The organism is Chitinophaga sp. G7 BAM 1005 (assembly GCF_057126945.1).
Genome location: NZ_CP181478.1, coordinates 1,048,647 through 1,073,604, shown reverse-complemented (window position 1 = coordinate 1,073,604; position 24,958 = coordinate 1,048,647). Strand labels below are relative to the sequence as shown.

The following is a 24,958-nucleotide window of genomic DNA, read 5'->3' as shown; positions in this document are numbered from 1 at the left end:
CTATTGCTTCGCCAGCATGTATTTCGGGAATACGGTTACCGGCACATACAATACCAGCTGTTGTTTTCCTTCGGTGGTTTGCAGCACAATGATCACTTCATCTTCCTTCCGGAATTGTTTGGAAGGCACTACGAATACTTCATTGGCCTCTTCTTTTGGCGCTATGGTTTCCGGTCCTTTTTTATAGAGGATAGGCATCGCATGTAGCAGGGCAGTATCTTTCTTTTCCTTGTGCAGCAGGCTGGTCTTCACTATTTCAAAGGGCACCTTTCCTTTATTGCGGATACGGAAACAGAAGTAGTTCATGTTGTTCAGTGTCATGGCCTGTGCATATCCTACGCTCACGTTTTCCACTTTCACTTCATACTGGCGGCTCACTTTACGGTCTTTCCCGAAGTCTTCCGCAATTTTGCCTACTGTTACGGTATCTACGCTGATCAGGTGTCCGCTTTCTTCGGGCACTTCTGACAGGGAGATTTGTCCGTCCCTTTCGCCATAGCCGGCACGGGGCGCCTGTGGCGCTGTTTCGGGTGTGGTAAACGCGCCGGTGGTTTTGGTTTTACCCGATAACGTATATTTCAGGCGCGCCAGTTCCACTTTATCCTGGAAGGCAATAATCATGTAATGGATATTTTCTCCTTCTCTCACTATCAGGTTGGTAGGCCGGGGAGAGGGAGTTATAGGGCGCAGAAAAACCATGTTACCATCTACGACGCGGTAATCGTAGTCGGTGTTTTTCCCGTCGCCGATCTGGAAGGTGCTGATAGGCGCACCGGAAGTGATCAGCGTCACAGCGCCTTTAGTGGTCAGAATACTATCGGTGCCCTTTTGGGCACTTACCGTTGACAAGGCGCCTGTGATTAACAAACAAAGCAGCAAACTGCACAGCACATGTTTCATCGTTTCAATTGACTTTAATGCTTATGATATTTTATCTACGGGGTTAAAACAATCAGCTCCGGGATGGGAGGTTACGCCCAAATACACCTGTAAGCCCCAAAGCTGACCGCTGACGGCTATTTACCATCCTGTTCGTAAGTAGTATCCCAATCTGCCGCATCATCGCCTCTTTGCCCCTCCATTTTGATCAGGAAGTTTTTGGCAGGGAAATAAGGCTTCAGATGAATATCCAGGTGGATACGGTCTTTCTGTATCGGATCCTGCTCGAAACGGCGGATATTAAAATCTTCGATCAGCTTATCCGGCCCGGTAATCCCATCAAGGAAGCGGATGATCTGTTTCATCAGGTCCTTGCGGGTGTTGGCGTTGAAGTTTTCAAAGGCCCTGCGGTTCAGGAAGTCCATGAGCACTTTGGTAACAAAGTCGAACACACGTACTACGGAATAAGTTTGCAGGCCCAGGTTATCCCCGTTGAACAGTGTTTTGGCACTGAACGCCATTACTTTTCCATATTCTTTCACCATTGGTACCAGTCCCATTTTTTCCAGGCTGGCGATTTCACTTTTCTTCAGTTCAAATTTCACCCCGTCCACTTCGTTCATACCACCGAATTTCTTACCGGCGGTCACCTGCGACATCAGGGTTTTATAGATCTTACCTGCCAGTGCGCCGGAAGGTGGTACATACAGGTGTTCCTGCTCTCCCACTTCATCAAATTTCCCGCGGCCAACCAGCCAATTACAGGACATGATAACATTGGAGCGATGAATTTCCCCACCGGTCAGATTCGCCAGTTCAAACATCTCCATTACATCATCGGGTGCGTCGAGATGCGCGAAATCTGTTACCAGCATGGCCTTATTTTCATGCGCAATTTTTGCCCATTTCTCTATCACCTTATTGGAGCCCAGGTAGCCGGGAATCACCAGCAGGCTGTAGTTGGTACGAAGATCCAGGCGATCGTAATTGGCCACCAGCTCGGTACTGATAGCGTCAATAAAGCGGGTGTTATCCAGGTCTTTGAGCTGCTCCAGTTCCACATTGATGAAGGATACGTTTTTCACCTTGTCGGACTCTGTATTTTTGAAGAAGAGGGCCACGTTGCGGTACGACTGCTCCAGCTCGCGGGTAGCTTCTACTGCTTCCCCGAGGTTAGCTGACAGCACCTTCTCCGCTTCTTCTGCATGGGAAGTGCAGTAGTCCACCATTTCAGGCAGTTCGTTTGTTTCGGACAATACTTTTTCCCAGAGGGACAGTATTTTCTTTAATTTATCTCTTTCTGTTTTTTTGCCGGCTTCGGTCAAAAAGATATTGCGGCGCGCCTTACGATCGGGGTTCAGGTTTTGCGCACCTTCCACAGCTGCTTCCAGCAGGTCGAAGCCGCCATACTTTGCCAGGTCTTCAATACTTCCGGCAAGGTTTACTTCAGATTGCTGTGAAGACAGGCTTTCATTCTGCAGTTCCTCGTTTTTCTGTAATTCTGCCATAATCATTGAGGTTATGTTCCCGTATAGGCAACGGTTAATTATTTGGTATTAAGGTCTTTCATCATTCCACGAACAGCGTTCAGCATAGCTTTACGGGCGTCCGGATCTGCCAGGGCTGATTTCAGGATCTTATTCGTTTTCAGCTGCTTCATAATTTTCAGGTACTGTTCCTTTTCAGTGGTCAGGTCGTTCAGAAAAGCACTTTGTGCGGTGATACCTTTTACGCCGAAATCGCCCAGGTGGTGGAACTGTAGTTTTTCCGGCACAGGGCTACCTTGCGCATCATGGAAACTTACATTCACTGCCGGTTTGAAGTGTTCAAACACCCCTTCTACGGAAGTAAGCCCTTCTACTATTTCCGGTTTAACAGGCGCCTGCTGGGTTAACTTTTCAGCAAACAAGGTACGGTTGTGCGAAATTTCCGCAATGGCTTCGTTGGCGTCCAGCTTCACTTCTGTGCCGCCAATTCCGTAGTTGTCATTCATTTGAGATAAATTTAGAATTTTGGAATCTGACAATCATCAAATTATTGTCCAGTCTAACCGATCATTTTTTATATCCAGTGTTACCGTCATATCTTTCCGGAGGCTGCCGTCGATGATCATTCTCGACAATGGCTTCCGTAATTGTCCCCGTATCACTTCCCGCAGCGGCCGGGCGCCGTACTGGGGAGAATATCCCATCAGTGCCAGGTGCCGGCGGGCATCTGTTGTTACGGTAAAACTGATCTGCTGTTGCTCCAGCAGTTGCAGTAAATGCTGTAAATGAATATCGAAGATCTTTTCTACGTTGGCAGACTGGATAGGTCCGAAGGGAACGATCTCCGTGAGCCTGCCCAGGAACTCCGGCCGGAAGTGGCGGGCCATTAACTCCATCAGCTGTTGGGAAGCTGGAATCACGCCCTCCTGGAAGGAGCGGGTAATGACTTCACTGCCTATGTTGGAAGTAAACAGCACCAATGCATTGGAGAAGTCGCCTGTTTTTCCCAGCCTGTCGTGCAGCTTCCCTTCGTCCATGATCTGCAGAAAAATATCAAATACAGACGGATGCGCTTTTTCTATTTCATCAAATAACACCACTGCGTAGGGCTGTTGCCGTATTTTATTCACCAGTAGTCCGCCTTCCTCATATCCCACATATCCCGGAGGGGCGCCATATAAAAGCGCTGCGGCATGTTCCTCCTTGAATTCCGACATGTCGAAACGGATCATGGAGCGTTCGTCCTGGAAGAGAAAATCTGCCAGTGATTTTGCCAGTTCCGTTTTACCGGTTCCTGTTGGCCCCAGGAAAAAGAAGGAGCCTATTGGTTGCCCGGGGCGGCTCAGGCCAGAACGGGATTCCAGGATCGCATCTGCTACCGCTTTAAGGGCATGGTCCTGCCCTACTACCCGCCTGCGCAGTTGCGCTTCCATATTGATCAGCCGTTCCCTTTCCTGCGATTGCACCTTCCCCAGGGGAATGCCTGTAATGGCCGCAATCATGGTGGCCAGATCCACCGGCGTTACTTCCTCCTGCCGGGTAGAGGCTATGGTTTCCAGCTGCTCCAGCAATTGCTGTAATGAAGATTGCAGTTCCGGAACAGCGGTTATCTTATCAAGATCAGTATCTGTATGCAAACGGGATGATAATAGTACACCCAGTCTTTCTTTCATTTGGCGGTAAAACCAATGAAGATCAGCTCCATGTAAGGATTCCTTACTATTTAGATCAGCAAATTCCTGCTGTAAAGTTTGCAACAGCGGCTGGCTGGTATCTTCCATCGCCCGGACTGCGGCCATTGTGCGGTCCAGCAGGTTTACGGCGCTATCCGGCAGGCTTCTTTCCTTCAGGTAACGTTTTGACAAACGGATGGCTTCGTATATCCCTTCGGGTGAAACTGTGAGCTGGTAGAAGTTTTCATACACCGGCACCACAGCATTTACCATTTTTCCGGCCAGTGTTTCATCGGGCGCTGCCAGTGTGATTGTTTCAAAACGGTGCCGCAGGATAGCGTCCGGCTCAATAAGTTTACGGAAACCTTCCGGTGTAGTAGTTCCAATCAGGATGATCTCTCCTTTACCCAGCGCTGCTTTCAGCACATTGGCCATGCCGGTACCGGATTGTTTATCCAGCAGGCTGTGAAGATTATCGATAAAGAGGATATGCCTGCCTGATTGCCTGAGTTGCTGGATGATCTGGAGGAGACGGTCTTCCAGTTCACTTTTATAGGCGGCGCCTGCTATAAATGCGCCATAATCCAGTGCGTAAATTTCAGAGGATTGCAACTGCAGCGGCACCTGCTGCTGTACTATCACGCGGGCCAGTCCTTCTACCATTGCAGTTTTCCCTACACCGCCTTCACCAATGATCAGTACGCTGGCGCGGTCTTTACGTGTAAGCACTTCCGTTACTGCCCTGATTTCCCCGTCGCGGCCGATTACCGGGTGAAAGGTTTTCAGCAGTTGCGGATCGGTGATACGATATACATATTTCAATGCGCCGGGCTTAATAGCGCCCGGTGCAGCGGTATTGGCAGCATTGATTTCTTTTCCTTTTTTGCCGGCGCTTATGAGCTGGTCGCGTGTGAATGGAAATGTTTTGAGTTGTTCATAGGAAAAACCTACACCCGGTGTACACAAAGCGATGAGCAGGCTCCAGGCATCCGGTTCACTGTCGTTATCCTGTGCTATACTGATGGCTTCATTCAACACTGCCGCTGCGGCTTCATCGGGCTCCGGTTCATCCGGAATACGCGATGCCCTGGGCATCTCATCCAGCCTCACTTCCGCCCATTCTTCCAGGTAGTATACATCAATGTCCATTTGATGCAATGCAGGGGCCAGGCCTGTTTCCTTATGCAAACAGGCGCGCAATAAGTGCGCAGGCGTAAACTGCGGATGGTGATACTCCTTTGCAATGGCTGTTGCAATTCTAATAGCAGATTGCAATGCAGGGCCGAATATGGTCAAGGTTGACAGGGTCATTTGGATGATTCCAGGTTTTTCAGAATTCAGTTAACAATTACAATTACCGGGTTGCCTCTTTTGGAAGCAAAGTAAAGATACAGCGAAAACATATACATAGAATTCATTCCGGAAAAAAATGCTTTCTTTTTTTACGCGTACCGGTACCGGATATATATCTTATCCACCGCAGTAAGTGAAACCCATCAAACACAATACAGTAGAGGGTTCTAAAGAACATCAATAGTCAGACAATATTATTTAATATTTTACTAATATCAATAATCCTCAAAAAATAACAGCGGATATAGGGAGGATGTCTACCAATTAAAAAGGAACGTGCGGTCTTTATATCTCCAGAAAAAAACGCCAGGCATGCTCATCCGGATTTTTCATGACGGGGAAAACGAACGGGAGGTCCAGATAGGCAGATGACTTTTCAGATCTTCAGCCAGTTGTAACATAGACGTAAAATCGAGGTAAAAATTATTCAGCATCTGCCGGTTATGTAACGACTTGTTCAGGGTAGTTTCAAAATAATCCGTTCCGTGATCAATGCCTATGTAAACACGGTTATTATAAAAAGAAATAAACAATTTTGCCGCAGTTCGTTCATGCAGCGCAACAATCCTTTCCATCAACGCCGGCGTAAGCAGCTGCTGTGCCGCCGCATCATCGGGAGCGTACACCATGAATAGTTTATTAAAAGCGGTATCAGCCGGTAACACTTTCTTTCCAAGATGCCAGGTTTGGATATATCCGTCGCCGGCAGCGTTATTGTTGCGCGACAACACATACACCGGCGTACTGAAGTACCGTGAAAATTGCGCGATAAAATAGCTGCCGCAGAAAACGGTATCCGGTCCTTGTCCGCGTACGGTTACAACCGGCATATGCGTCACCGTGAGGTCGCAGAACTGAAAATTCATCTCCCCCAGTTTACCATACACCTGGTCATTACCGGTCACCTGGTAGGCTTTCTTTTCAAACAGCCCGCTTTCTGTAAATTCTTCGTAGCTGGCATGATTGAGGGGCTGGTAATGATAGCCCGGATGAAGGAAGCTGATCAGTGGTTTTACAATCTTGTTCTTAAAATCAGACTGGTAATCTGTTGCTTCGTTTACCCCTCCCCGTTTCATCATAAAATAGCGTGTTACATAACCGCCCAGGGTAACGAACAGTACCAGTGCAACTATCATGAACGTTTTGTTCCCTTCATTTCCGGAAGCGGGCTGCAGGGAAAAACGCACCATAAAAAAAACAAAAATAACAAACGGCGCCAGGGAGGTGATCCACATCCGGCGTACCCAGTTGCGGCCGGTAATACGCTGCTGTTCCAGCAACTCCACTTCATCTCTGAGCTGCTGATCCAGGAAGGCATTGAATTCTTCCAGTGTTTTCATTACAAATACTGTTATCAGTTAGAGGACCAGTATGCAGAAGTGCCGCCTATACTGTTCACCACATCGCCTGTAAATGGTTGGCTGATGAGCGCCTTAAACGGTTGCACATTCTCTGCAGACAAAGGCAGTTTAAAAAACGACCGGCTTTGTCCCAGTTGTATATGCGCATATTCCATAGGAAATAAACGCACCCTGATAATCCGCAGGGGCAAAGTAAGTTTATAATCCGTATAGGTGTCCACGTTATTCACTGATTCGCCTCGTTCAAGACGGTTCACAAAATCATTGATTTTCTCCGGCCGTTTTTTGATCTGTGCAAACATAAAAAGATAGGGGATTAATACGCCTACCGGCATAAACAGCAATATAAAAAGAACACCCGTAGGCGTTTCTGTGCTTCTGCCGGCAAATATGCTGTAGCCGATAAGACCAAACACCACTACCGCCAATACTTCTGCGGTAATCAGGGCAGTGATGGTCTGCTTTTTATCTTTTTCATGGATTTCCAGCAGCGTTGTTCTCAGCTCGGAGAAATTATTCATCAGATACGGTTTTGAAAAAATTATTTTGCCCGCAGTTTGCTGTAATTACTGATAGCAAGATAGAATCCTGCCAGCGCTACCAGCCCATAGGCAGCCATCAGGGCCCAGATACTTTCAGGACTGTCAGTACGCACGTCTTTACCAGGTTCATTTAAATTACTCATTTGGATGATGGTTAAGGGTTACTAAATACAGGGCTGATATCAAAACTGCCGTTCACATGGCTTCTCCGAGGTTAACCGAATTGAAACCGAATCACTCACGTTACGAAAATAAATGAAAAAGAGATAACTCACAAACACATTACGGCGCCGTGATCACTTCCGGTGGATACGCATAATCCTGCCAGGCTGCCTCTGCTTCTGCTGCGGTGATATCATCATTATACACCATTACCCGGTACTTCAGTTGGTAGCGGGCATCCGGATATAGCTGCCACGGTTTCATGCGGGTGGGGGTATAATTGAACATCAGTTCGCCGCCTTCCGCATTTTCGGGCCATACACGCAGCGGTTCAGGAGAATCAAAATTATCCGGATAGTTCATGATCAGCAGTCCTGCCTTTCCTTTTGGAGTGGCGCCGGAGATTTTCACCCAGCGGGCGCGGGTGCTGTCGGCGTCGCGGCGTGTTTTCCCTTCAGAAGTAAGCACCTGGCTGGTTTTATCTGTAAAATCGGCAGTGGTTCTTAATCCGAATCCGCCGCCATAGCGGTATTGCAACAGCGTGATGCCGGTGGGGGTAGCTGGTGTAAAGGTAGAAGTAAAATCCCACAGGCGGCGGGCGCCATTATTGGTGGCAGGATATGCCTGTATCAGCCAGGTTTCATGAATGGCTGTTTTTTCGGTACCATCTTTCAACAGCGCGATATGATCCTGGCTGGCGCTGAACCCGCACCATACATTTCCGGAAAAGGTTTCCATTTTACCAGCAAAGCGGACCTTGCCTTCTTTCTTCTGTACATTCCAGAAATCAGTTTCACGTCCTTCAAAAAGCGTATGCGTCCACGGGTTCCAGATGCCCATATGATGCCGGTGACCGGCGTTGGGGAAGATGTTGGTGAGCACTACTCCATTGGGCGCCCAGAGCGGGTGAATAAATGCGTTGCGGTTATACACGGTATCTGCACCCGCAGGCGCGGGTACCGTTTTAAAATTATACTGCAGGATAGGTTGCGCGGATTGTTCCAGCAGTACATGCCCATCCTGGCAAAGCGCTTTCATAAGGGTATCGCCTGTTCCTTTACCTTTGCTCAGTTCATACTTTCTTTCTGTACCGGCTGCAGTGGCTCCTGTGAGGATCCAGCACAGCTGCCCCGCCTGCCGGCTAACTGCAACGGGTATACGTTTATTACCGGTTACTTCTTCCAGCATTACCGGACCGGCGGCAGACGACGGAACGCCCGTATATACAATACTGTTATAACGATCCAGCTTCCCTGTCTTTACAGTAAAGTGTGCTATTACCTGTGCATAAGTGCCGGTATAAAAGAAAACAGATAGTAACGATAACAGGTGGAATTTTTTCATATAGCGCTCCGGTAGATTCCCTGAAAAATACGGTTTACTTTTTCAGTATGCAAATACCTTGCGCAGGGAAATATTAATATTGTTTGGAGACCGGTACCATATTACCCTTTAATTCAATATTTTTGAACGCTTAATCAGGATAATTATGGCAGGCCCTCACATTAATATGCTGACAACAAAACTCATTATAACCAATAAATCCGCCCTTCAACAGAAATATGGCGACACTCACCAGCAGATCCTGGATGATATAAACGCATTACAGGCATTTGATAACAACAGGCACCTGGATGCCCACATTATTTTCCTTGATGATGCCGCACAGATGCAAGCCTGCCAATCTACCGCAGTGACACAGGCTACGGACGATGCCCAGAATAAAAAAGCGATTGATGAGCTGCACCGGTTCTTTTCACCCGGATACATCCTGTTGCTGGGCTCACAGGACATCATTCCGTTTCAGCGGCTGAAGAATTTATTACCGGGAGATAATGACCCTGATACCTTTATCCCCAGTGATTTACCCTATGCGTGCGACACGCCATATGATACAGACCCGGGTAAATTTATTTCGCCCACCCGGGTAGTAGGCCGTCTGCCGGATATCCCCGGCGTGGCGGATGCTTCTTACCTGCACACGCTCATCACCAATATACTGGCGGCAGTGCCCTCCCAACAGGGCGACTACCTTCCCTATTTTTCAATGAGCACTTTCGACTGGCAGCACTCCACCCAGAACACGCTCCAGAACATTTTTGGCAGTACCGCCAATCTGCTGATATTTCCCGGCAGCGATGAAACGCTGAACGGTACCAACTGGACCGCCGCACAACTACAGGCGAAAACGCATTTCATCAATTGCCACGGGGCAATCTATAATCCGGGGTTTTACGGACAAAAATCCACCGAGTTTCCACTGGCGCTCAGATCAGATATACTGAAAGATAAAATCACTCACGGCACCATTGTAGCGGCAGAATGCTGCTATGGCGGCCAGCTGTTTGACCCGAAGAAAAACAGCGGTAAGCGGATCAGTATGGCCAACAGCTACCTGCTGAATCATGCCCTGGCTTTTGTAGGCAGCTCCAATATTGCCTATGGCCCACCCACCGGGCAGGGGCTGGCAGATCTGCTTACACAGTATTTTGTAATCAATGTACTAAACGGCGCCTCCACCGGGAGAGCCCTGCTGGAGGCCAGGCAACGGTTCCTGAATGAAATGGGCCCCACGCTGGACCCCTACGAACTGAAAACAGCCGCGCAGTTTTACCTGCTGGGTGATCCGTCGTGGCAACCGGTGATCAACGACAAAGATCCCAGCAGCCCCGGTGATACACAGCTTTTTGTGAACACCCTGCAAAACCGCCGAGATAACCTCGAAGCACGGGGTAAAATGCTGGACGACTTTATCGCCGTACCCCACCCGTCCGACGGCTCGCATGCCACAGATCCCGCGCTGCACAATGCGATACACAAGCTGTTGGATGAAAAAAACTTTGCCGAAAAAAGGGATCCGAAGGTATTTATAAACAAGAAAAATAACCCCGCGGTTAAAGAAGATGTGAGCGGTTCCATGTCATCTGTAAAATTTCACGTATTTTCGGAATCTGCCACCATTGGGGACTCGCCTTCAACAAAGGTGATAGTGGTGAAAGAAAAGAATAATCAAATACTGGGGTATCGTGAATATGTCAGCAGATAACAGCAACAGGGACAAAAACAGTCCCTTTATTACACTTACCGGGCGTTTAGTGCTCCGCACATTTGGTAAACACAGTAAAAGTGAACACCTCGGCGTATTCCTGGTAACAGATCAGGGAGATTACCTGATACGCCCATCAGGGGCAAATCCTTTTATGCCTAACCCGCTGATGCCGCTGGCCGGCAAAATAATAGTGGCCACCGGCTGCATTGAAGACTATGTTTTCCTTGCTCAGACGTGGAAAGAAGAAGAGTGATCCTCATTTAGCAACTCAGCACCTGTTCCCCACCTGTCGGCGTAAATAATACGACCGTTTTCCATCTTAATACCATCGGCGCTATCTTCTGCCAGCAGCAACGGTCCGTCCATATCCACATAATCCAGCAGCGGCAACAGATGCGCCACTGCAGAGGTGCCTACCGTGCTTTCGTTCATACTACCGGTCATTACCTTCATGTTTAAACGCTTTGCTTCCGCAATCATCCGCAGTGCCGGGGTAATGCCTCCACACTTGGTGAGCTTGATATTGATGCCGTGAAAATAGCCGTGGCATTGGGCTACATCCTGCTCTACAATACAGCTTTCATCTGCAATAACCGGTAACACTACTTTGTCATATACCCGTTTCATTCCTTCTTTATCTGCTGCAGCCATCGGCTGTTCAATAAACTCCACGCCCAGCTCCTTTAAGGCAACAGCGTTCCGCAGGGTTTCCTCTACTCCCCAGGCACAATTGGCGTCCACGCGAAAAACAGCCGTGGTATGCTTTCTCAGCTCTTTGATAATGGCAATATCTTCCGTTGTGCCGAGTTTGATTTTATAGATAGGCCACGGAAATTCCTGTAGTTTCCGCACCATATTTTCAATAGTATCAATACCGATGGTATAGTCGGTGAGTGGGTTATGCGAAATATCCAGTCCCCATACCTCGTAGAGTTTCTGTTGCTGTTGTTTGGCGTACAGGTCCCACGCAGCGATGTCCAGCGCGCATAATGCAAACATATTATCTTTCAGCAGCGGGTACATATCCTGCCAGAAAAGCCCGGGGGTATGCAGGTTATAATTTTCAATAAAAGAACGGTGCTGTTCAAGATCTGCCATCAGCCGTGGTACGGTCATCTGGTAATAGGCATTGTCGGCGGTTTCACCTAACCCGCTCTTGCCCTCCTGTTCCAGCTTTACTACCAGCAGGGGTTGCAGATCTTTTGACTTACGGGAAATCGTAAAAGTGTGCCTGAATTTCAGTTCAAAAGGAAAAAGGGTGAGCTTCATTTTACTAACGGGTTCTTTCTGTGAAAATACAACGCATTTATGATATTGTTAACTGCGCCCGGTCATCTGTCCGCAAGGTTCCGCGGGACGCGGTAACGCCAGTAATGCGATGCTACTGCGGGAATATTGATCCTTTCCGTATCAGGATGCCCATTGCTTTCCGGGGCTTCCGCCGCCAACAGGTCCTGTACCTGGAAGATGCGCCACATGGCAGGAGCCGTCATATGCCGCCTGATAATTTCGCGGATCAGTTCCGGTGTGGCGGTGGCGGGAGCTGGTCCGGTATGTTGCAGTTGTTGCTGATAGTATTTCCGGGAGACAGATGTGTTTTCTTTCCACCACCCTCTCAGGGTGCTCATGTCGTGCGTGGAAGGGGTTAAAACAGACAGGTAGGGCGCCTTTGATATGTCTGCAAAGAGCGCATCCCCGGATTTGGGCATGCGTTCAATTTCCAGGCTCAGAATACCCTGTGCCTGCATTACGCCAGGTACGCAGGCGGGCACCATGCCGAGATCTTCTCCGCAGATGAGCATATGCGTAGCCCTTTTTATCAGGGGGAGCTTATCAAGCGCTTCCCTGCGCCAGCAGCTTTCCTGCCGCAGGTAGAAGTAGTCGTGGTACAATGCCGCCAGGGCTTCTCTGCTCCTGGCATCCAGCGCGGCAAACGACCTGGTGGCGGCCATATCATAACGGGGATGGTACAACGTTTTGCCGGAATCCGTTACTTTTATAAACAATACATCCGCAATCAGGGTATAGAGAATTGTTTTTATTGCTTCCGGCAATCCCGATTCCGCCACTTTTCGTTGCGTGCTGTAAGCAGGCAACAGCTGGTAACGCCCATCCGGCAAGGGACGCATCAGCTGTTCTTTCATCATGCCTGCGTAGTTACCAAATAGTTCCCCGAGGATAGCGTCTGTTATATAGGGCAGGCAGTACCTGTTTTCGTCAAAGTAAATGCCGCGACGGCGGATTTCCTCCGGGGTAACGGGAACGGCTGGATGAAAATATCCAAGGATTCCCTGTATCGCCTCATGGGGAATCTGCCAGATGCGGAAGAAGCCGAGGATGTGATCAATGCGAAAGGCATCAAAGTAAACAGACAGGTGACGGAGCCGTTGCTGCCACCATTGCAATCCGTTTTCCATCATCCGTTTCCAGTTATAAGTGGGAAAACCCCAGTTCTGACCTTCGCTGGTAAAGCTGTCTGGTGGCGCGCCGGCCTGCATATCCAGGTGGTAATGATCCGGGTTCATCCAGGTATCCACACTGTGGCGGGCCACTCCAATGGGAATATCCCCTTTCAATGCTACGTTGTAGCTGTGTACTGCGGTGCTGGCGGCAGCCAGTTGCCGGTGCAGGTGATATTGTACAAAGAAGTGATACTGCACTGCCGCTGCAGCAATTTTATCTGACGCTGCCAGCCGCTTTATAGCCGTATAATCATATACGTTATACTCCGGCCACCGGGCGAAATCGCCGGTTCCATAGCGGTCGCGCAGGAGGCAATACACTGCGTAAGGCAGCAACCAATATTCATTGGCAGCCAGCCACTGCCGGTATTCAGCTGTTTGCAGGCGGGTCCTTTCCGCTTCAAACAGCGCCCGCAGATAGGCCAGCTTAAACGACATCACTTCTTCATAGTCTACGGTTTCTTTTTCGTTGAGCCATTGCCGTAGCCGGTTGAATTGCCGTTGCAACGGGTGTTGTGCAGACAGGCTGCCTATATCCTGTAAGCGGACATATTGCGGGTGCAGCGCAAAGGAAGAAATAGCGGCATATGGATAGGAATCTTTCCAGGTGCCGGTTTGTATGGTATCATTCACCGGTAGCAGCTGTATCAGTTGCAAGCCTTTGTGCTGCGCCCATTGCGCCAATGCGGGCAGGTCTGCAAATTCGCCGGTACCAAATCCTTCGGGGCTGCGCAGGCTGAACACGGGTACAGCCACACCGGCGCCTTTCCAGGGGTTATGCACAATGCGCAAAAATCCGTCGTGTAAAATTACCTGCCGCCCTGTTGTGGCAGTGGTATGTAGTTCACGATTGCTGCCAGTTTCATACTGAACAAATTGTTGCAGCTCCAGGTCGTAGATACCGTACTTATAATATACAGGGGTCGTTTCGCCGGAAAGGTCCAGTGCTATAGAAAACCAGCCCTGTTCATCGTATTGCAGCAGCAGGGGGTTACTGGTGTTCCAGTTCCCCATCGACTGATCACTACCCAGCAAACAAACGGTTTTACCGGCAGCTAACAGGGGCGCCTGTACGCGGAATATATGCGTGGCAGTTAGTATGGAAGTAATCGGGGTGGCAGTTCTTTTATAAAAAACACGTGAGAAGGGAGCCGTTAACCAGGTATTTTCCGGGTGATAAGCGTCATTCCAGGCGTCTATGAAAATAATATCATGCTGTTCTCCGGGGATGAAACCAAATTCACGCACGGCGCCTTCATATACTACTTCTTCCCCTTCTTTTAACAGGTATTGGTATCGCAGGGTAAAAGTATCACCGGGAGCCAGCTGAATATCCGTATGCCACCATTCTTCATTTCCCCATTGCATACGGCGGGCATGCAGGGGGACTTCATTACCCAATGCGGGTAAATTACCAAGCAGGTATAGATCCTGCCCGTAGTAAGTATAATAACGGAGATAAAAACGTACACTATAACTCATCTGGTCCCGGCTAAGCCGGAACAAAGTAGGAAAAAATGGGCGGATTTTGTCTTTCTCAGGATTAGACTGATTATGTTGATTTACGGATTTGATCACTTATGATTTAAAAAGATTAGGGGAGATATAAGCGATTATATTCGCCTATATCTCCCCTAAATCATTTATAATCTAAAAAGTAAAATCAAAGAAATCAGCTTAATCAGTCTAATCCTGAGAAAGACAAGATCCGCGTTATTTTACTTCTTCGAATTCTGCGTCGGTAACGCTATCGTTGCCACCACCCTGAGGTTGGCCCTGTTGCTGACCGCCACCAGGCTGTGCACCTTCCGGTTGACCCTGGGAGGCTTTGTACAGCTCTTCAGAAGCAGCAGTCCAGGCAGCTTCCAGTTCTGCGGTAGCAGTATCCAGTTGTGCGCTATCCTGTGATTTGTGTGCTTCTCTCAGCTTTTCAAGTGCCGCTTCAATAGTTGCTTTCTTATCGGCAGGCAGTTTGTCGCCGTATTCTTTTACCTGTTTTTCGGTTTGGAATATCAGGCTATCTGCTTTATTCAGCTTTTCGATCTTTTCGCGTTGTTCCTTATCTGATGATTCGTTGGCTTTTGCTTCGGCTTTCATCTTTTCGATTTCTTCCTTGCTCAAACCGCTACCAGCTTCAATCTTGATGTTCTGTGTTTTTCCGGTGCCTTTATCCTTTGCAGTTACGTGCAGGATACCGTTGGCATCGATATCGAAAGTTACTTCGATCTGAGGAACGCCACGCGGAGCAGGAGGAATATCACCTAAGATAAAGCGGCCCAGGGTTCTGTTCTGGTTAGCCATTGGCCTTTCACCCTGCAGCACATTGATTTCCACGCTAGGCTGGCTATCTGCTGCAGTAGAGAAGGTTTCAGATTTCTTGGTAGGGATAGTGGTATTGGATTCGATCAGTTTGGTCATTACACCACCCATTGTTTCGATACCCAGTGACAGCGGAGTAACGTCCAGTAACAGTACGTCTTTCACTTCACCTGTCAGTACACCACCCTGGATAGCAGCACCTACGGCTACTACTTCATCCGGGTTTACGCCTTTATTAGGTTTCTTACCGAAGAATTTTTCTACTACTTCCTGGATCTTAGGGATACGGGTAGAACCACCTACCAGTATAATTTCGTCGATTTCGGAAGTGTTCATACCGGCATCTTTCAGCGCTTTGCGGCAAGGTTCCAGTGTTCTTTCCACCAGGCTGTCGCTCAGCTGCTCAAATTTAGCGCGGGTTAATTTTTTCACCAGGTGTTTGGGAACGCCATCCACTGCGGTGATATAAGGGAGATTGATTTCAGTTTCCTGAGAAGAAGATAATTCGATCTTTGCTTTTTCAGCAGCTTCTTTTAAACGCTGCCATGACATTGGATCTTTGTGTAAATCTACTGCTTCATCTTTTTTGAATTCGTCTGCCAGCCAATCCATGATCACTTTATCGAAGTCGTCACCACCCAGGTGAGTATCACCATTGGTAGATTTTACTTCAAATACGCCATCACCTAATTCCAGGATAGAGATATCGAAGGTACCACCGCCGAGGTCAAATACAGCGATTTTGCTGTCGTGATGTTTTTTGTCCATACCATAAGCCAGTGCCGCAGCAGTAGGCTCATTGATAATACGGCGAACAGTTAAACCGGCAATTTCACCGGCTTCTTTGGTAGCCTGACGTTGCGCGTCATTAAAGTAGGCAGGTACAGTGATCACTGCTTCTGTTACTTCCTGGCCCAGGTAGTCTTCGGCCGTTTTTTTCATTTTCTGCAGGATCATTGCTGAAATTTCCTGCGGAGTATATAATCTGCCGTCTATATCAATTCTTGTGGTATTGTTGTCCCCTTTTACCACTTTATATGTAACGTGGCTCACTTCACTGGCAACTTCGTCAAAATGACGGCCCATGAAACGCTTCACTGACATAATAGTGTTTACGGGGTTGGTAATAGCCTGACGCTTTGCGGGGTCACCTACTTTCCTTTCTCCGTTCTTTAAAAAAGCCACTACAGATGGGGTTGTTCTCCTGCCCTCATCATTGGCAATCACTACCGGTTCGTTACCTTCCATTACGGCAACGCATGAATTGGTAGTTCCTAAGTCAATGCCTATTATTTTTCCCATAGTATTAAAGATTATCCTTTAGTTGTAAGTATTTTCGTGTTTGTCGTTGGTTTGTCAATGATTATGCCAAGCAAAAAAATATGAAATTATGTCAGTCAGGTACCCTATATTTGATCATAGATCGCAGTTAGCCTGTTGGTAAACACACCTTTTATTAAATAATAACTGTATCGCTTAATTTGTTCATAACCTCGCCTTCCTTTAAGCTATTTTATTCCTGACCCTTTGTTTTATGATCATACAAATTGTGTAACCTAACCGTTATTTCTTATGAACACATCCATTTTATGGAGGGCTGCGTGCTTATTGTTAGCAACCACCCCAATGATGAGCCAGGCTCAGGATCAACCTTCCGCCACTTCTGCAGCTGTACCCACAGCGAAATTATTCAGTGGACCCAGTGACTATAAAACATGGTCAATTGGCGTAAACGGCGGCGTATTGGCGCCAGTGGCTGCCACCGGTGGCAGTAATGACTTTACCAAATGGAAAGGATCCTTTGGTTACGGCGCCTACGTAAAATACCAGATCCTTCATTTCCTCGCCCTGCGGGCAGATTACGTGGGTGGTAAACTCCAGGCAGATAACAGCAAGGAACTCGGTAATGGCTCGCTTCCTGTAAGACCATATAAATCATACGAAACCAAGTTAAACTGGTCGGGAACTTTGAATGCCGTATTTAATATCACTACTGTCAATTGGTTATTCCGGGAGAACTTTGTTCAGCTGTACGCCTCTGTGGGCGGCGGATTGGCCGGCTATAAACCTACCGTAACCAGAAACGATAACACCAGCTTTCCCTACAAAGCAGAAGATAAAGCCATCAAGGAACTGATTATCCCCGTTGGCGCCGGCCTCAAATTCAGGCTCTCAGAGTATATTAACCTCGATCTCGGCTACACGATGTACTACACCGATGGGGATAACCTCGACGGTTACAACTACGGCCCCAATAAGGATAAGTACTCCTATGGCTACGCAGGACTGGAATTTGCCCTGGGAAAGAAAGGTAAAAAACAACTGCAGTGGTCTAATCCGGCCAAAGTAATGTATGACGAGCTGGAAGCCCAGAAGACCACCCTCGCGGCCTCGCTGGATGCTGCCAATCAGAACAATGCCAGGTTGACGGCTGATGTGGATAAACTGACAAAAGACAGTGACGGAGACGGCGTTTCCGACTTCTTCGATAAATGTCCGGGCACACCTGCCAATACCAAAGTAGACGGCTCCGGTTGTCCGCTGCCAGTACCGGAAGTAGTGAAAGAAGAAAAAGTAGTGATTACAGAAGAAGATAACCGTCTTGTAAGAGAAGCCATTCAGAACCTGGAGTTTGAATTTGCGAAGGCCAGTATCAAGCCCAGCTCCTATCCTGCCCTCGACAGGGTGGCAGAACTGCTGAAACGCAAAAACCTCAACCTGAAGCTGAGCGGCCATACCGACAATGTTGGCAGCAAATCACGGAACCTCGCCCTGTCAAGAGAAAGAGCCGAAGCCGTTAAAGCTTACTTTGTTGAAAAAGGCGTGAACGGGTCTAAAATTGAGGCCGTAGGTTATGGAATGACACAACCTATTGCCTCCAATAAAACCGCGGCAGGCAGGCAGAAAAACAGAAGAGTAGAGTTTACAATATTCTAACCGGCTGACTATAAGACCATAGGGATTTTTTGATGTGAAAATCAAAAAATCCCTATTTTCATTTTATGGAACCATACATCATCAGAACAATAGCGCCAGCAGACGATCCGGCAATTGCCTACATAGTAAAAACCACGTTAACAGAATTCGGCATGAACAAGGCCGGTACCGCGTTTTCAGACCCTACCACCAACCACCTGTCCCAACTGTTTGATATTCCCCGTGCCGTTTATTATGTAGCTGTGGCAAACGGTGAAATAATTGGCGGGGCCGGCATTCACCCGCTGGATGGCGGTGAAGCACATGTGTGCGAACTACAGAAAATGTACCTCCTGCCCGAAGCCCGTGGAAAAGGACTGGCGGGCAAACTAATCACCCTGTGCCTTGATTTCGCCAAACAAAACGGCTACACGCAATGCTACCTGGAAACTGCCCCGGAATTGGCCAGGGCCAGAAAAGTATATGAACAGTTCGGATTCAGGTACCTGACAGGTCCAATGGGTAATACCGGCCATTTTGGCTGTGACAGCTGGATGCTGAAAGATTTATAGTTTTCCGCAACAGGTGGATTTTTATTCCTCTTTGTAAACCGGCACACTTCTTGCCAACTGGGGCTTACAAAATAACACATCATGAAAAAACTTATTCTGTCTGGTGTATTAGCCATTGGAACTATGCTGGCAGTACAAGCACAAAATGTAAAATTCGGTGTTAAAGGTGGTTTGAATATCTCCAAACTAACAGATACCGACGGCTCCAAAACCCTCGCAGGCTTTCACGCAGGCGGTCTTGTTAACATCGGGCTGGATAAAAGCTGGGCTATCCAACCGGAAGTATTATATTCTACCCAGGGTACCAAAGCAGAAAGAAGTGTATTATGGTTAACCACTTCCAACACAGTAAAGGTTAACTATATTAATGTACCGGTAATGGTGCAGTATTCCATTGTACCTGAATTTTACCTGGAAGCCGGTCCGCAGGTGGGCTTTCTCACAGCAGCCAAGGTTAAATCCGGCGACGTAACCGTAGATATCAAAGACGATATGCAATCCGTAGACTTTGGACTGGGCTTCGGCTTTGGTTATAAATTCGATATGGGCCTGGGTATCAGTGGCAGGTATAATTTTGGCCTTACCAATGTGTATGATTCCGACAAAGTAGACAGCAAAAACTCTGTAGCACAGATCGGCGTGTTTTACACTTTTTAATGCAGGAATAAAATATTCCGGATAAGCGAAGGTTGTCTTTATCAGACAACCTTCGCTGCTTTCGGCTAATTAACTATCTTTGCCCCTCGCATTAATCATTTTCAGCATGAGTGTTGTACAATCCATCAGAACGGCCGCCGTGGCCGCCATTAATTCACTTTACGATCAGCAATTAACAGCAGCAGATATTGCTATTAATACCACCAAGCCTGAATTCGAAGGTGAGTATACCATTGTCGTTTTCTCTTTTACAAAATTCAGCCGGCAGAAACCGGAAGAAACTGCACAACGTATCGGGGAATACCTGACTGCCCACTATCCGGAACTGATTGCGCGATTCAATGTAGTAAAAGGATTCCTGAACCTGAGCATTAACGATGCCTACTGGACAAAATTCCTGCAGCAACATTATAGTGACGTAAATATCGGGATACAGCCTGCCAATGGTAAAAAGATCATGGTAGAATATTCATCTCCCAATACCAACAAACCTTTACACCTCGGTCACCTGCGAAATAATTTCCTGGGATATTCCATTGCTGAAATTATGAAAGCCAATGGCTATGAAGTGATCAAAGCCAACCTGGTAAATGATCGTGGTATCCACATCTGTAAATCCATGCTGGCATGGCAAATGTTTGCACATGGCGATACCCCGCAATCTACCGGTATAAAAGGCGATCACCTGGTGGGCGATTACTACGTGAAGTTTGAATCTGTAGTGAAGGAACAAGCAGAAATTATCATCGACCGTGTACTGGAAAATGATTTCCGTGACTTCGACAGCGCCGAAACTGAAAAGCTGGAGAAGCTGGCTACTGCCCTGCATAAGCCGGAAGTAAAAGACGATAAAGAAAAGTCGGCCAAGATCATGGACGACATCAAAGAGATGTCGCGTAATAAAACAGAGATCATGCAGCAGGCGAAGATCATGCTGCAGCAATGGGAAGCCGGCAACCCTGAAGTAAGGGAACTGTGGGCCACCATGAACAGCTGGGTATATGAAGGCTTTGATCAAACCTACAAACGTCTTGGCATTGATTTCGACCAGATGTACTACGAGAGTGAAACCTACCTGTTAGGTAAAAACCTGGTAGCAGAAGGACTGGAGAAAGGCGTGCTGTTTAAAAAAGAAGATAACTCTGTATGGATAGACCTGACCGCCGACGGGCTGGATCAGAAACTGCTGCTCCGCGGAGATGGCACCTCTGTATATATGACCCAGGACATGGGTACGGCGCGTTTGAAATATGAGCAGTACCAGATGGACCAGAGCGTATATGTGGTAGCAGATGAGCAAAACTATCACTTCAAGGTACTCCAGCTGATTATGGAGAAACTGGGAGAACCTTCTGCCAAAGGTATTCACCACCTCAGCTATGGCATGGTGGAATTACCGCATGGCCGGATGAAAAGCCGGGAAGGCACCGTAGTGGATGCAGATGATATGATTACGGAAATGGTGAATACAGCCGCCGAAAAAACGCAGCAATCCGGCAAAAACCTGGATGCGTTTTCCGATGAGCAACTCAACGAACTGTATGATACCGTAGGCATGGGGGCCATGAAATTCTTCCTGCTTCGTGTAGATCCTAAAAAGAAAATGATCTTCAATCCGGAAGAATCAATCGATTTGCACGGGTTCACGGCTCCGTTTATCCAGTATGCGTACGCGCGTATCAAATCCATTTTGCGGGATGCCGGCACAACGGAAGGTCTGGAGTCATACACCTACGAAGGAGAATTGCTGCCGCTGGAAAAGGAACTGATCATACTGAACGAACAGTTTCCTGGTATACTCGCAGAGTCGTACCGCGAGCTGAGTCCTTCTGTGATTGCCAACTATGCGTTCCAGCTGGCACAGTTATTCAATTCCTTTTATGCCGAGAAAGTGGAAGGGGTACCTACCTATTCTATTATCCGCGCAACCAGTGAAGAAAAGAAGAAACTGCGTTTACAGATTATCATGCTCACCGCTCACACCATTGCCCAAAGCATGAAATTGCTGGGTATCCGTGTACCGGAAAGAATGTAATAACGATTTAACTGATAAACAAAAAAGGAAGGCGTGATGCCTTCCTTTTCTTTTTCATAAAACGCTGCAGCCCTTACGGGTGGCAGCGTTAGCAACTTGCAGCCGTCGTGGCCGAAATCGCCGAAGAAAATACCACAGTAAGCAGCGCAGCGAAAAAGGAGCTTGCCTATCCTTTATGCGCTGTTTAAAATCCCTCTACACTGTGGCAAATATTTTTATCATGTAGCTCTCCCATTATGATGGCTTCATCGCACAGGCGTTCTCCCTTCTCCTGCTCACCCGCACCCATATACGATTTTCCGAGCATAAACATAGCAAAAGCATTGGTAGGTTGCAAGTGTAAAACTTTTTTCCATTGCATTATTGCCTGTTTAAAAAGTTTCCTTTCGTACAAGTCGTGTGCCAGATGCTGATAACGGTTAACTCTTTTCAGGGTATCCTTAAAAACGTGTAGCCCCGGACGGTAGTTCACTTCTTTTTTATCAAAGTAACAGGCTGCCGGTTCACTATACACTGCAGTAAGTAATACAATACAACAGATACTAACTGATAGCTGACAGGGTTTCATAGGTCGCAGCACTTATGGGGCGCCGGGTAAATATATAAATAATATATTGTAAATGAAAACTTATCTATATGTAATAATCACAAACCCAGTTCATCTCCGCTAAATGAAAGGGGCAGCAAGTCGTTAGCACGGCTGATCACATATATCTTACCGCTTAATCCCCCCATGATTACCCGGATAGGGCTTTCCTGTTTCCTTTCGTACTCCGACAATGTTTGCCGGCAGATCCCGCAGGGAGAAATGGGATGTGTGCTCTCACCATTGAGGTTATTATAACTGATAGCAATGGTATCAATACCAATATTGGGATATACAGAGGCCGCGGAAGCCAGCGCCACTCTCTCCGCACATAACCCGATCGGATAAGAAGCGTTTTCCTGGTTAGAGCCGGCAATGATTTCACCGTTGGCCAGCCGGATCACTGCCCCCACCTGGAAACGGGAATAAGGCGCATAAGCGTATTCCGTTACTTCCCTGGCTTCTTTCAGCAGCCAGGCATCAGCATCGGAAAGACCGGCAAGATCATCATATACCTCGTATTCGATATGCAGCAATTGTTTCTCCATAACAACAGTTGAAAAGGATTCTTCGTATAGCCGTTGTCGGGGTATGACAACGACGGACCGGCACAGTGCCGGTCCGTAATTTACTTTAAATTATATTTCGGGCAGTTGCTTACTTAATATTTCTGAAGATACGGCTCCAGCGGATACCGCCTTCTCCATAGCTCATCCAGATCAGCCAGGCTTTACCCACCACGTGATCTTCCGGCACAAAACCCCAGAAACGGGAATCAAGGGAATTGTTACGGTTATCTCCCATCATCCAGTAATAGTTCATTTTAAAAGTATAGCTATCAGCGGGTTGACCGTTGATGATAAACTTGCCATCTTTTCTTTCCAGTGTATTGCCTTCATATACGCGGATAATGCGGTCGTATAAAGCAATGTTGCTTTCATCCAGCTTAACGGTTACACCTTTCTTAGGAATATACATCGGGCCAAAGTTCTCTTCGGTCCATTTGAAATGTGCAGTATCATGCGGGAAAACATTATTGTAATTGAAGTCTGTGAAATCAGACTCCTGGTATATTTTAATGTCTTTTACAATCGGCTTAAATTGTTCGAGCGCTGCTACGTTAGCCGGGGTGAGGTTGTAAATGTACCTGCCGGCATCGAGCTGGTAGAAGTCGGGACCGGAAGTAGCAATGCCCAGGTCTTCCAGGCGGCTGCTGTTAAGCTGATCGCCGGTAGTTTCCACTACATATTTATGCTGACTGCCGGGAGGAACCGGTGCTGCCTGTCCGTTGATATATACCGCACCCTTGATGATCCGGATAGTATCGCCGGCTTGAGCCATGCAACGTTTGATATAGTTTTCCCTTTTATCTACCGGGCGTTGGATGATCTTGTAAGAATTTTGAACCGACTGCCAGCCGAACTGCCGCACCATGCCATAATAGCTGGGATCCGGCGAATCAATGGCTACGGTATCTCCTTCCGGGAAGTTGAATACCACTACATCATACCGCTTGATATCTGAAAAACCGGGTAAACGTCTGTATTTCCATTTTACCGCCTCTGAATAGGCTTTGGCAGATTTGGTGAAAGGCAGCGTGTGATGCACAAAAGGTACTGCCAGTGGCGTCATTGGGATACGTGGTCCGTAACTGATCTTGCTTACAAACAGGAAATCGTTCACAAGTAAGGTTTTTTCCATTGAAGGTGTCGGGATCGTATAGGCCTCAAAAATAAAGGTGCGGATAAGCGTGGCTGCTATAATAGCGAAGATCGCAGCGTCTAACCATTCTCTAACCGCAGATTTCTTTTTCTTAGGCTGACTGTCTTTGTTTTTTTTCCAAAATGCCAGGTTCATTCAGTTACGCTTATTAGATGCTTAAAAAGGCAAATATAATATTCTGTTGTTAGCCAGTTGCTATTACTTTACAAAAGTTTTCTTAAAAATAGATTAAAAGATTGTTTATTATAATTTTCAGGTATATGGTGTACCCTACGCCGAATTGCCTAAATTTGACGTTTTAGTATACCTCCGTTGAATACATTTACGATTAAGGATATTGAGAACTTTACCGGTATAAAGGCGCATACCATCAGGATCTGGGAACAGCGGTTCCGGTTATTCTCCGCCAGGCGGAAGGATACCAATCACAGGATCTATGACGGGGAGGATCTGAAAACCTTACTGCGTATTGCGTATTTATATCATCACGGGATCAGGATCTCGCGCATAGCTGCTTTGTCGGAAGAGGAACAGAATAAGCTGTCGTTGCAGCTGGCCGCTGAAGGATCTGCCGCCGGCCTCCAGGTAAATGAGCTGATTGCCGCCACGCTCGACTACGATTACTTCCGCTTTGAGCGCGTTTTTTACAGCCAGGTACTACACCTGGGATTTGAGCACTGTATTACAAAAATCATTTACCCTTTCCTTGAAAAGATAGGCATACTATGGCTTACCGGCCATGTGATTCCGGCGCAGGAGCACTTCTGCTCCAATATTATCCGTACCAAAATAATGACGGCCATCGACGGCCAGCAGATGAACCAACAGGCTACTGCCCATTACCTGTTATTTCTCCCGGAGGGAGAATTTCATGAAATACCATTGTTGTACGCACAATACCTGCTGAAGAAGAGTGGCAAACTGGTCACCAGTTTTGGCGCCAATGTTCCCCTGGCAGACCTGGAAGCATTTGCCCCGGCCAGGCCGGTGACCCACATCTATACCCATCTGCTTACCAATGTTACGCAGCAGGTGATGAACCGGTTTGCCGGCATGCTTGCACAGCAGTTCCCGGGCATCAAAATCCTGTTATCGGGGCCACAGTCCTGGCAATTGACTATGCCGCTGCCGGCAAATGTATTTATAATAAAAAGCCTGGAAGAGCTGCAGGAATTCAGCTGAC

21 protein-coding genes are annotated in these 24,958 nt (G+C 47.5%); 7 read left to right on the top strand and 14 right to left on the bottom strand.

Annotated elements, in window-relative coordinates; genetic code table 11:
- From ACMXI2_RS04275 to ACMXI2_RS04240, 8 genes are all read right to left on the bottom strand, one after another.
- Positions 1-900, bottom strand: coding sequence for a hypothetical protein (locus ACMXI2_RS04275; RefSeq protein WP_483780472.1), 900 nt, complete (start codon positions 898-900; stop codon positions 1-3).
- Between the two features lie 116 nt (positions 901-1,016).
- Positions 1,017-2,387 carry a DUF5458 family protein gene (locus ACMXI2_RS04270; protein ID WP_483780471.1) on the bottom strand — a complete coding sequence of 457 codons (1,371 nt, stop codon included), beginning with the start codon at positions 2,385-2,387 and terminating at the stop codon, positions 1,017-1,019.
- A 38-nt stretch (positions 2,388-2,425) separates the two neighbouring features.
- A complete protein-coding gene (locus tag ACMXI2_RS04265; RefSeq protein ID WP_483780470.1) occupies positions 2,426-2,872 on the bottom strand; it encodes a hypothetical protein in 447 nt (148 codons plus the stop codon).
- Between the two features lie 36 nt (positions 2,873-2,908).
- Positions 2,909-5,350, bottom strand: coding sequence for an AAA family ATPase (locus tag ACMXI2_RS04260; protein ID WP_483780469.1), 2,442 nt, complete (start codon positions 5,348-5,350; stop codon positions 2,909-2,911).
- 371 nt (positions 5,351-5,721) lie between these two features.
- Positions 5,722-6,732 (bottom strand): DUF3137 domain-containing protein, encoded by a 1,011-nt coding sequence (locus ACMXI2_RS04255; protein WP_483780468.1) that lies wholly within the window; start codon positions 6,730-6,732, stop codon positions 5,722-5,724.
- Positions 6,733-6,746: 14 nt separating this feature from the next.
- Positions 6,747-7,274, bottom strand: a complete 528-nt coding sequence (locus ACMXI2_RS04250) for a hypothetical protein (protein ID WP_483780467.1) — start codon at positions 7,272-7,274, stop codon at positions 6,747-6,749.
- A gap of 20 nt (positions 7,275-7,294) precedes the next feature.
- Positions 7,295-7,438, bottom strand: a complete 144-nt coding sequence (locus ACMXI2_RS04245) for a hypothetical protein (RefSeq protein ID WP_483780466.1) — start codon at positions 7,436-7,438, stop codon at positions 7,295-7,297.
- Between the two features lie 139 nt (positions 7,439-7,577).
- Entirely contained in the window at positions 7,578-8,801 is a 1,224-nt protein-coding gene (locus ACMXI2_RS04240; RefSeq protein WP_483780465.1) for a DUF6807 domain-containing protein, read from the bottom strand.
- A gap of 145 nt (positions 8,802-8,946) precedes the next feature.
- Between ACMXI2_RS04240 and ACMXI2_RS04235 the strand changes: the two genes are divergently transcribed.
- A complete protein-coding gene (locus tag ACMXI2_RS04235) occupies positions 8,947-10,503 on the top strand; it encodes a hypothetical protein (protein WP_483780464.1) in 1,557 nt (518 codons plus the stop codon).
- The gene (locus ACMXI2_RS04230) at positions 10,484-10,759 is read left to right on the top strand and encodes a hypothetical protein (RefSeq protein ID WP_133256249.1); all 276 of its coding nucleotides are present in this window, start codon (positions 10,484-10,486) and stop codon (positions 10,757-10,759) included. Before ACMXI2_RS04235 ends, ACMXI2_RS04230 begins: the two co-directional genes overlap by 20 nt.
- Here the strand turns inward: ACMXI2_RS04230 and ACMXI2_RS04225 are convergent.
- From ACMXI2_RS04225 to dnaK, 3 genes are all read right to left on the bottom strand, one after another.
- Positions 10,735-11,775, bottom strand: a complete 1,041-nt coding sequence (locus ACMXI2_RS04225; RefSeq protein ID WP_483780463.1) for a dipeptide epimerase — start codon at positions 11,773-11,775, stop codon at positions 10,735-10,737. The two genes, ACMXI2_RS04230 and ACMXI2_RS04225, sit on opposite strands and share 25 nt — an antisense overlap.
- A gap of 62 nt (positions 11,776-11,837) precedes the next feature.
- Positions 11,838-14,450, bottom strand: a complete 2,613-nt coding sequence (locus ACMXI2_RS04220) for a 4-alpha-glucanotransferase (protein WP_483780462.1) — start codon at positions 14,448-14,450, stop codon at positions 11,838-11,840.
- 231 nt (positions 14,451-14,681) lie between these two features.
- Entirely contained in the window at positions 14,682-16,589 is a 1,908-nt protein-coding gene (gene dnaK / locus ACMXI2_RS04215; RefSeq protein ID WP_483780461.1) for a molecular chaperone DnaK, read from the bottom strand.
- 270 nt (positions 16,590-16,859) lie between these two features.
- Between dnaK and ACMXI2_RS04210 the strand changes: the two genes are divergently transcribed.
- From ACMXI2_RS04210 to argS, 4 genes are all read left to right on the top strand, one after another.
- A complete protein-coding gene (locus ACMXI2_RS04210) occupies positions 16,860-18,224 on the top strand; it encodes an OmpA family protein (protein WP_483780460.1) in 1,365 nt (454 codons plus the stop codon).
- 65 nt (positions 18,225-18,289) lie between these two features.
- Positions 18,290-18,775: a GNAT family N-acetyltransferase gene (locus ACMXI2_RS04205; protein WP_483780459.1), complete on the top strand. Its 486-nt coding sequence runs from the start codon at positions 18,290-18,292 to the stop codon at positions 18,773-18,775.
- Between the two features lie 81 nt (positions 18,776-18,856).
- Positions 18,857-19,432 carry a porin family protein gene (locus ACMXI2_RS04200; RefSeq protein WP_111579571.1) on the top strand — a complete coding sequence of 192 codons (576 nt, stop codon included), beginning with the start codon at positions 18,857-18,859 and terminating at the stop codon, positions 19,430-19,432.
- A 106-nt stretch (positions 19,433-19,538) separates the two neighbouring features.
- Positions 19,539-21,467: an arginine--tRNA ligase gene (gene argS / locus ACMXI2_RS04195; protein ID WP_483780458.1), complete on the top strand. Its 1,929-nt coding sequence runs from the start codon at positions 19,539-19,541 to the stop codon at positions 21,465-21,467.
- Between the two features lie 184 nt (positions 21,468-21,651).
- Here argS and ACMXI2_RS04190 read toward each other — a convergent pair whose 3' ends face one another.
- The 3 genes from ACMXI2_RS04190 to lepB form a co-directional block, all read right to left on the bottom strand.
- A complete protein-coding gene (locus ACMXI2_RS04190) occupies positions 21,652-22,035 on the bottom strand; it encodes a hypothetical protein (protein ID WP_483780457.1) in 384 nt (127 codons plus the stop codon).
- 77 nt (positions 22,036-22,112) lie between these two features.
- Positions 22,113-22,601 carry a cytidine deaminase gene (locus tag ACMXI2_RS04185; RefSeq protein ID WP_483780456.1) on the bottom strand — a complete coding sequence of 163 codons (489 nt, stop codon included), beginning with the start codon at positions 22,599-22,601 and terminating at the stop codon, positions 22,113-22,115.
- Positions 22,602-22,710: 109 nt separating this feature from the next.
- Complete coding sequence (lepB, locus tag ACMXI2_RS04180) at positions 22,711-23,910, bottom strand: signal peptidase I (RefSeq protein WP_483780455.1); 1,200 nt, start codon at positions 23,908-23,910, stop codon at positions 22,711-22,713.
- A gap of 177 nt (positions 23,911-24,087) precedes the next feature.
- On the opposite strand from lepB, the gene ACMXI2_RS04175 reads away from it, so the two are divergent.
- On the top strand, positions 24,088-24,957 hold the full coding sequence (locus ACMXI2_RS04175; RefSeq protein ID WP_483780454.1) for a MerR family transcriptional regulator: 870 nt from the start codon (positions 24,088-24,090) through the stop codon (positions 24,955-24,957).
- The last annotated feature ends 1 nt before the right edge of the window (position 24,958 follow it).

What these genes read in the sequence shown, in the direction of transcription:
- ACMXI2_RS04225 (WP_483780463.1), bottom strand. Translation starts at nt 11,775, where the DNA reads ATGAAGCTCACCCTTTTTCCTTTTGAACTGAAATTCAGGCACACTTTT.
- ACMXI2_RS04245 (WP_483780466.1), bottom strand. Translation starts at nt 7,438, where the DNA reads ATGAGTAATTTAAATGAACCTGGTAAAGACGTGCGTACTGACAGTCCT.
- ACMXI2_RS04210 (WP_483780460.1), top strand. Translation starts at nt 16,860, where the DNA reads ATGAACACATCCATTTTATGGAGGGCTGCGTGCTTATTGTTAGCAACC.
- ACMXI2_RS04260 (WP_483780469.1), bottom strand. Translation starts at nt 5,350, where the DNA reads ATGACCCTGTCAACCTTGACCATATTCGGCCCTGCATTGCAATCTGCT.
- ACMXI2_RS04190 (WP_483780457.1), bottom strand. Translation starts at nt 22,035, where the DNA reads ATGAAACCCTGTCAGCTATCAGTTAGTATCTGTTGTATTGTATTACTT.
- ACMXI2_RS04275 (WP_483780472.1), bottom strand. Translation starts at nt 900, where the DNA reads ATGAAACATGTGCTGTGCAGTTTGCTGCTTTGTTTGTTAATCACAGGC.
- ACMXI2_RS04240 (WP_483780465.1), bottom strand. Translation starts at nt 8,801, where the DNA reads ATGAAAAAATTCCACCTGTTATCGTTACTATCTGTTTTCTTTTATACC.
- ACMXI2_RS04250 (WP_483780467.1), bottom strand. Translation starts at nt 7,274, where the DNA reads ATGAATAATTTCTCCGAGCTGAGAACAACGCTGCTGGAAATCCATGAA.
- ACMXI2_RS04220 (WP_483780462.1), bottom strand. Translation starts at nt 14,450, where the DNA reads ATGAGTTATAGTGTACGTTTTTATCTCCGTTATTATACTTACTACGGG.
- ACMXI2_RS04200 (WP_111579571.1), top strand. Translation starts at nt 18,857, where the DNA reads ATGAAAAAACTTATTCTGTCTGGTGTATTAGCCATTGGAACTATGCTG.
- lepB (WP_483780455.1), bottom strand. Translation starts at nt 23,910, where the DNA reads ATGAACCTGGCATTTTGGAAAAAAAACAAAGACAGTCAGCCTAAGAAA.
- ACMXI2_RS04205 (WP_483780459.1), top strand. Translation starts at nt 18,290, where the DNA reads ATGGAACCATACATCATCAGAACAATAGCGCCAGCAGACGATCCGGCA.
- ACMXI2_RS04235 (WP_483780464.1), top strand. Translation starts at nt 8,947, where the DNA reads ATGGCAGGCCCTCACATTAATATGCTGACAACAAAACTCATTATAACC.
- ACMXI2_RS04185 (WP_483780456.1), bottom strand. Translation starts at nt 22,601, where the DNA reads ATGGAGAAACAATTGCTGCATATCGAATACGAGGTATATGATGATCTT.
- ACMXI2_RS04270 (WP_483780471.1), bottom strand. Translation starts at nt 2,387, where the DNA reads ATGGCAGAATTACAGAAAAACGAGGAACTGCAGAATGAAAGCCTGTCT.
- ACMXI2_RS04255 (WP_483780468.1), bottom strand. Translation starts at nt 6,732, where the DNA reads ATGAAAACACTGGAAGAATTCAATGCCTTCCTGGATCAGCAGCTCAGA.
- ACMXI2_RS04265 (WP_483780470.1), bottom strand. Translation starts at nt 2,872, where the DNA reads ATGAATGACAACTACGGAATTGGCGGCACAGAAGTGAAGCTGGACGCC.
- argS (WP_483780458.1), top strand. Translation starts at nt 19,539, where the DNA reads ATGAGTGTTGTACAATCCATCAGAACGGCCGCCGTGGCCGCCATTAAT.
- dnaK (WP_483780461.1), bottom strand. Translation starts at nt 16,589, where the DNA reads ATGGGAAAAATAATAGGCATTGACTTAGGAACTACCAATTCATGCGTT.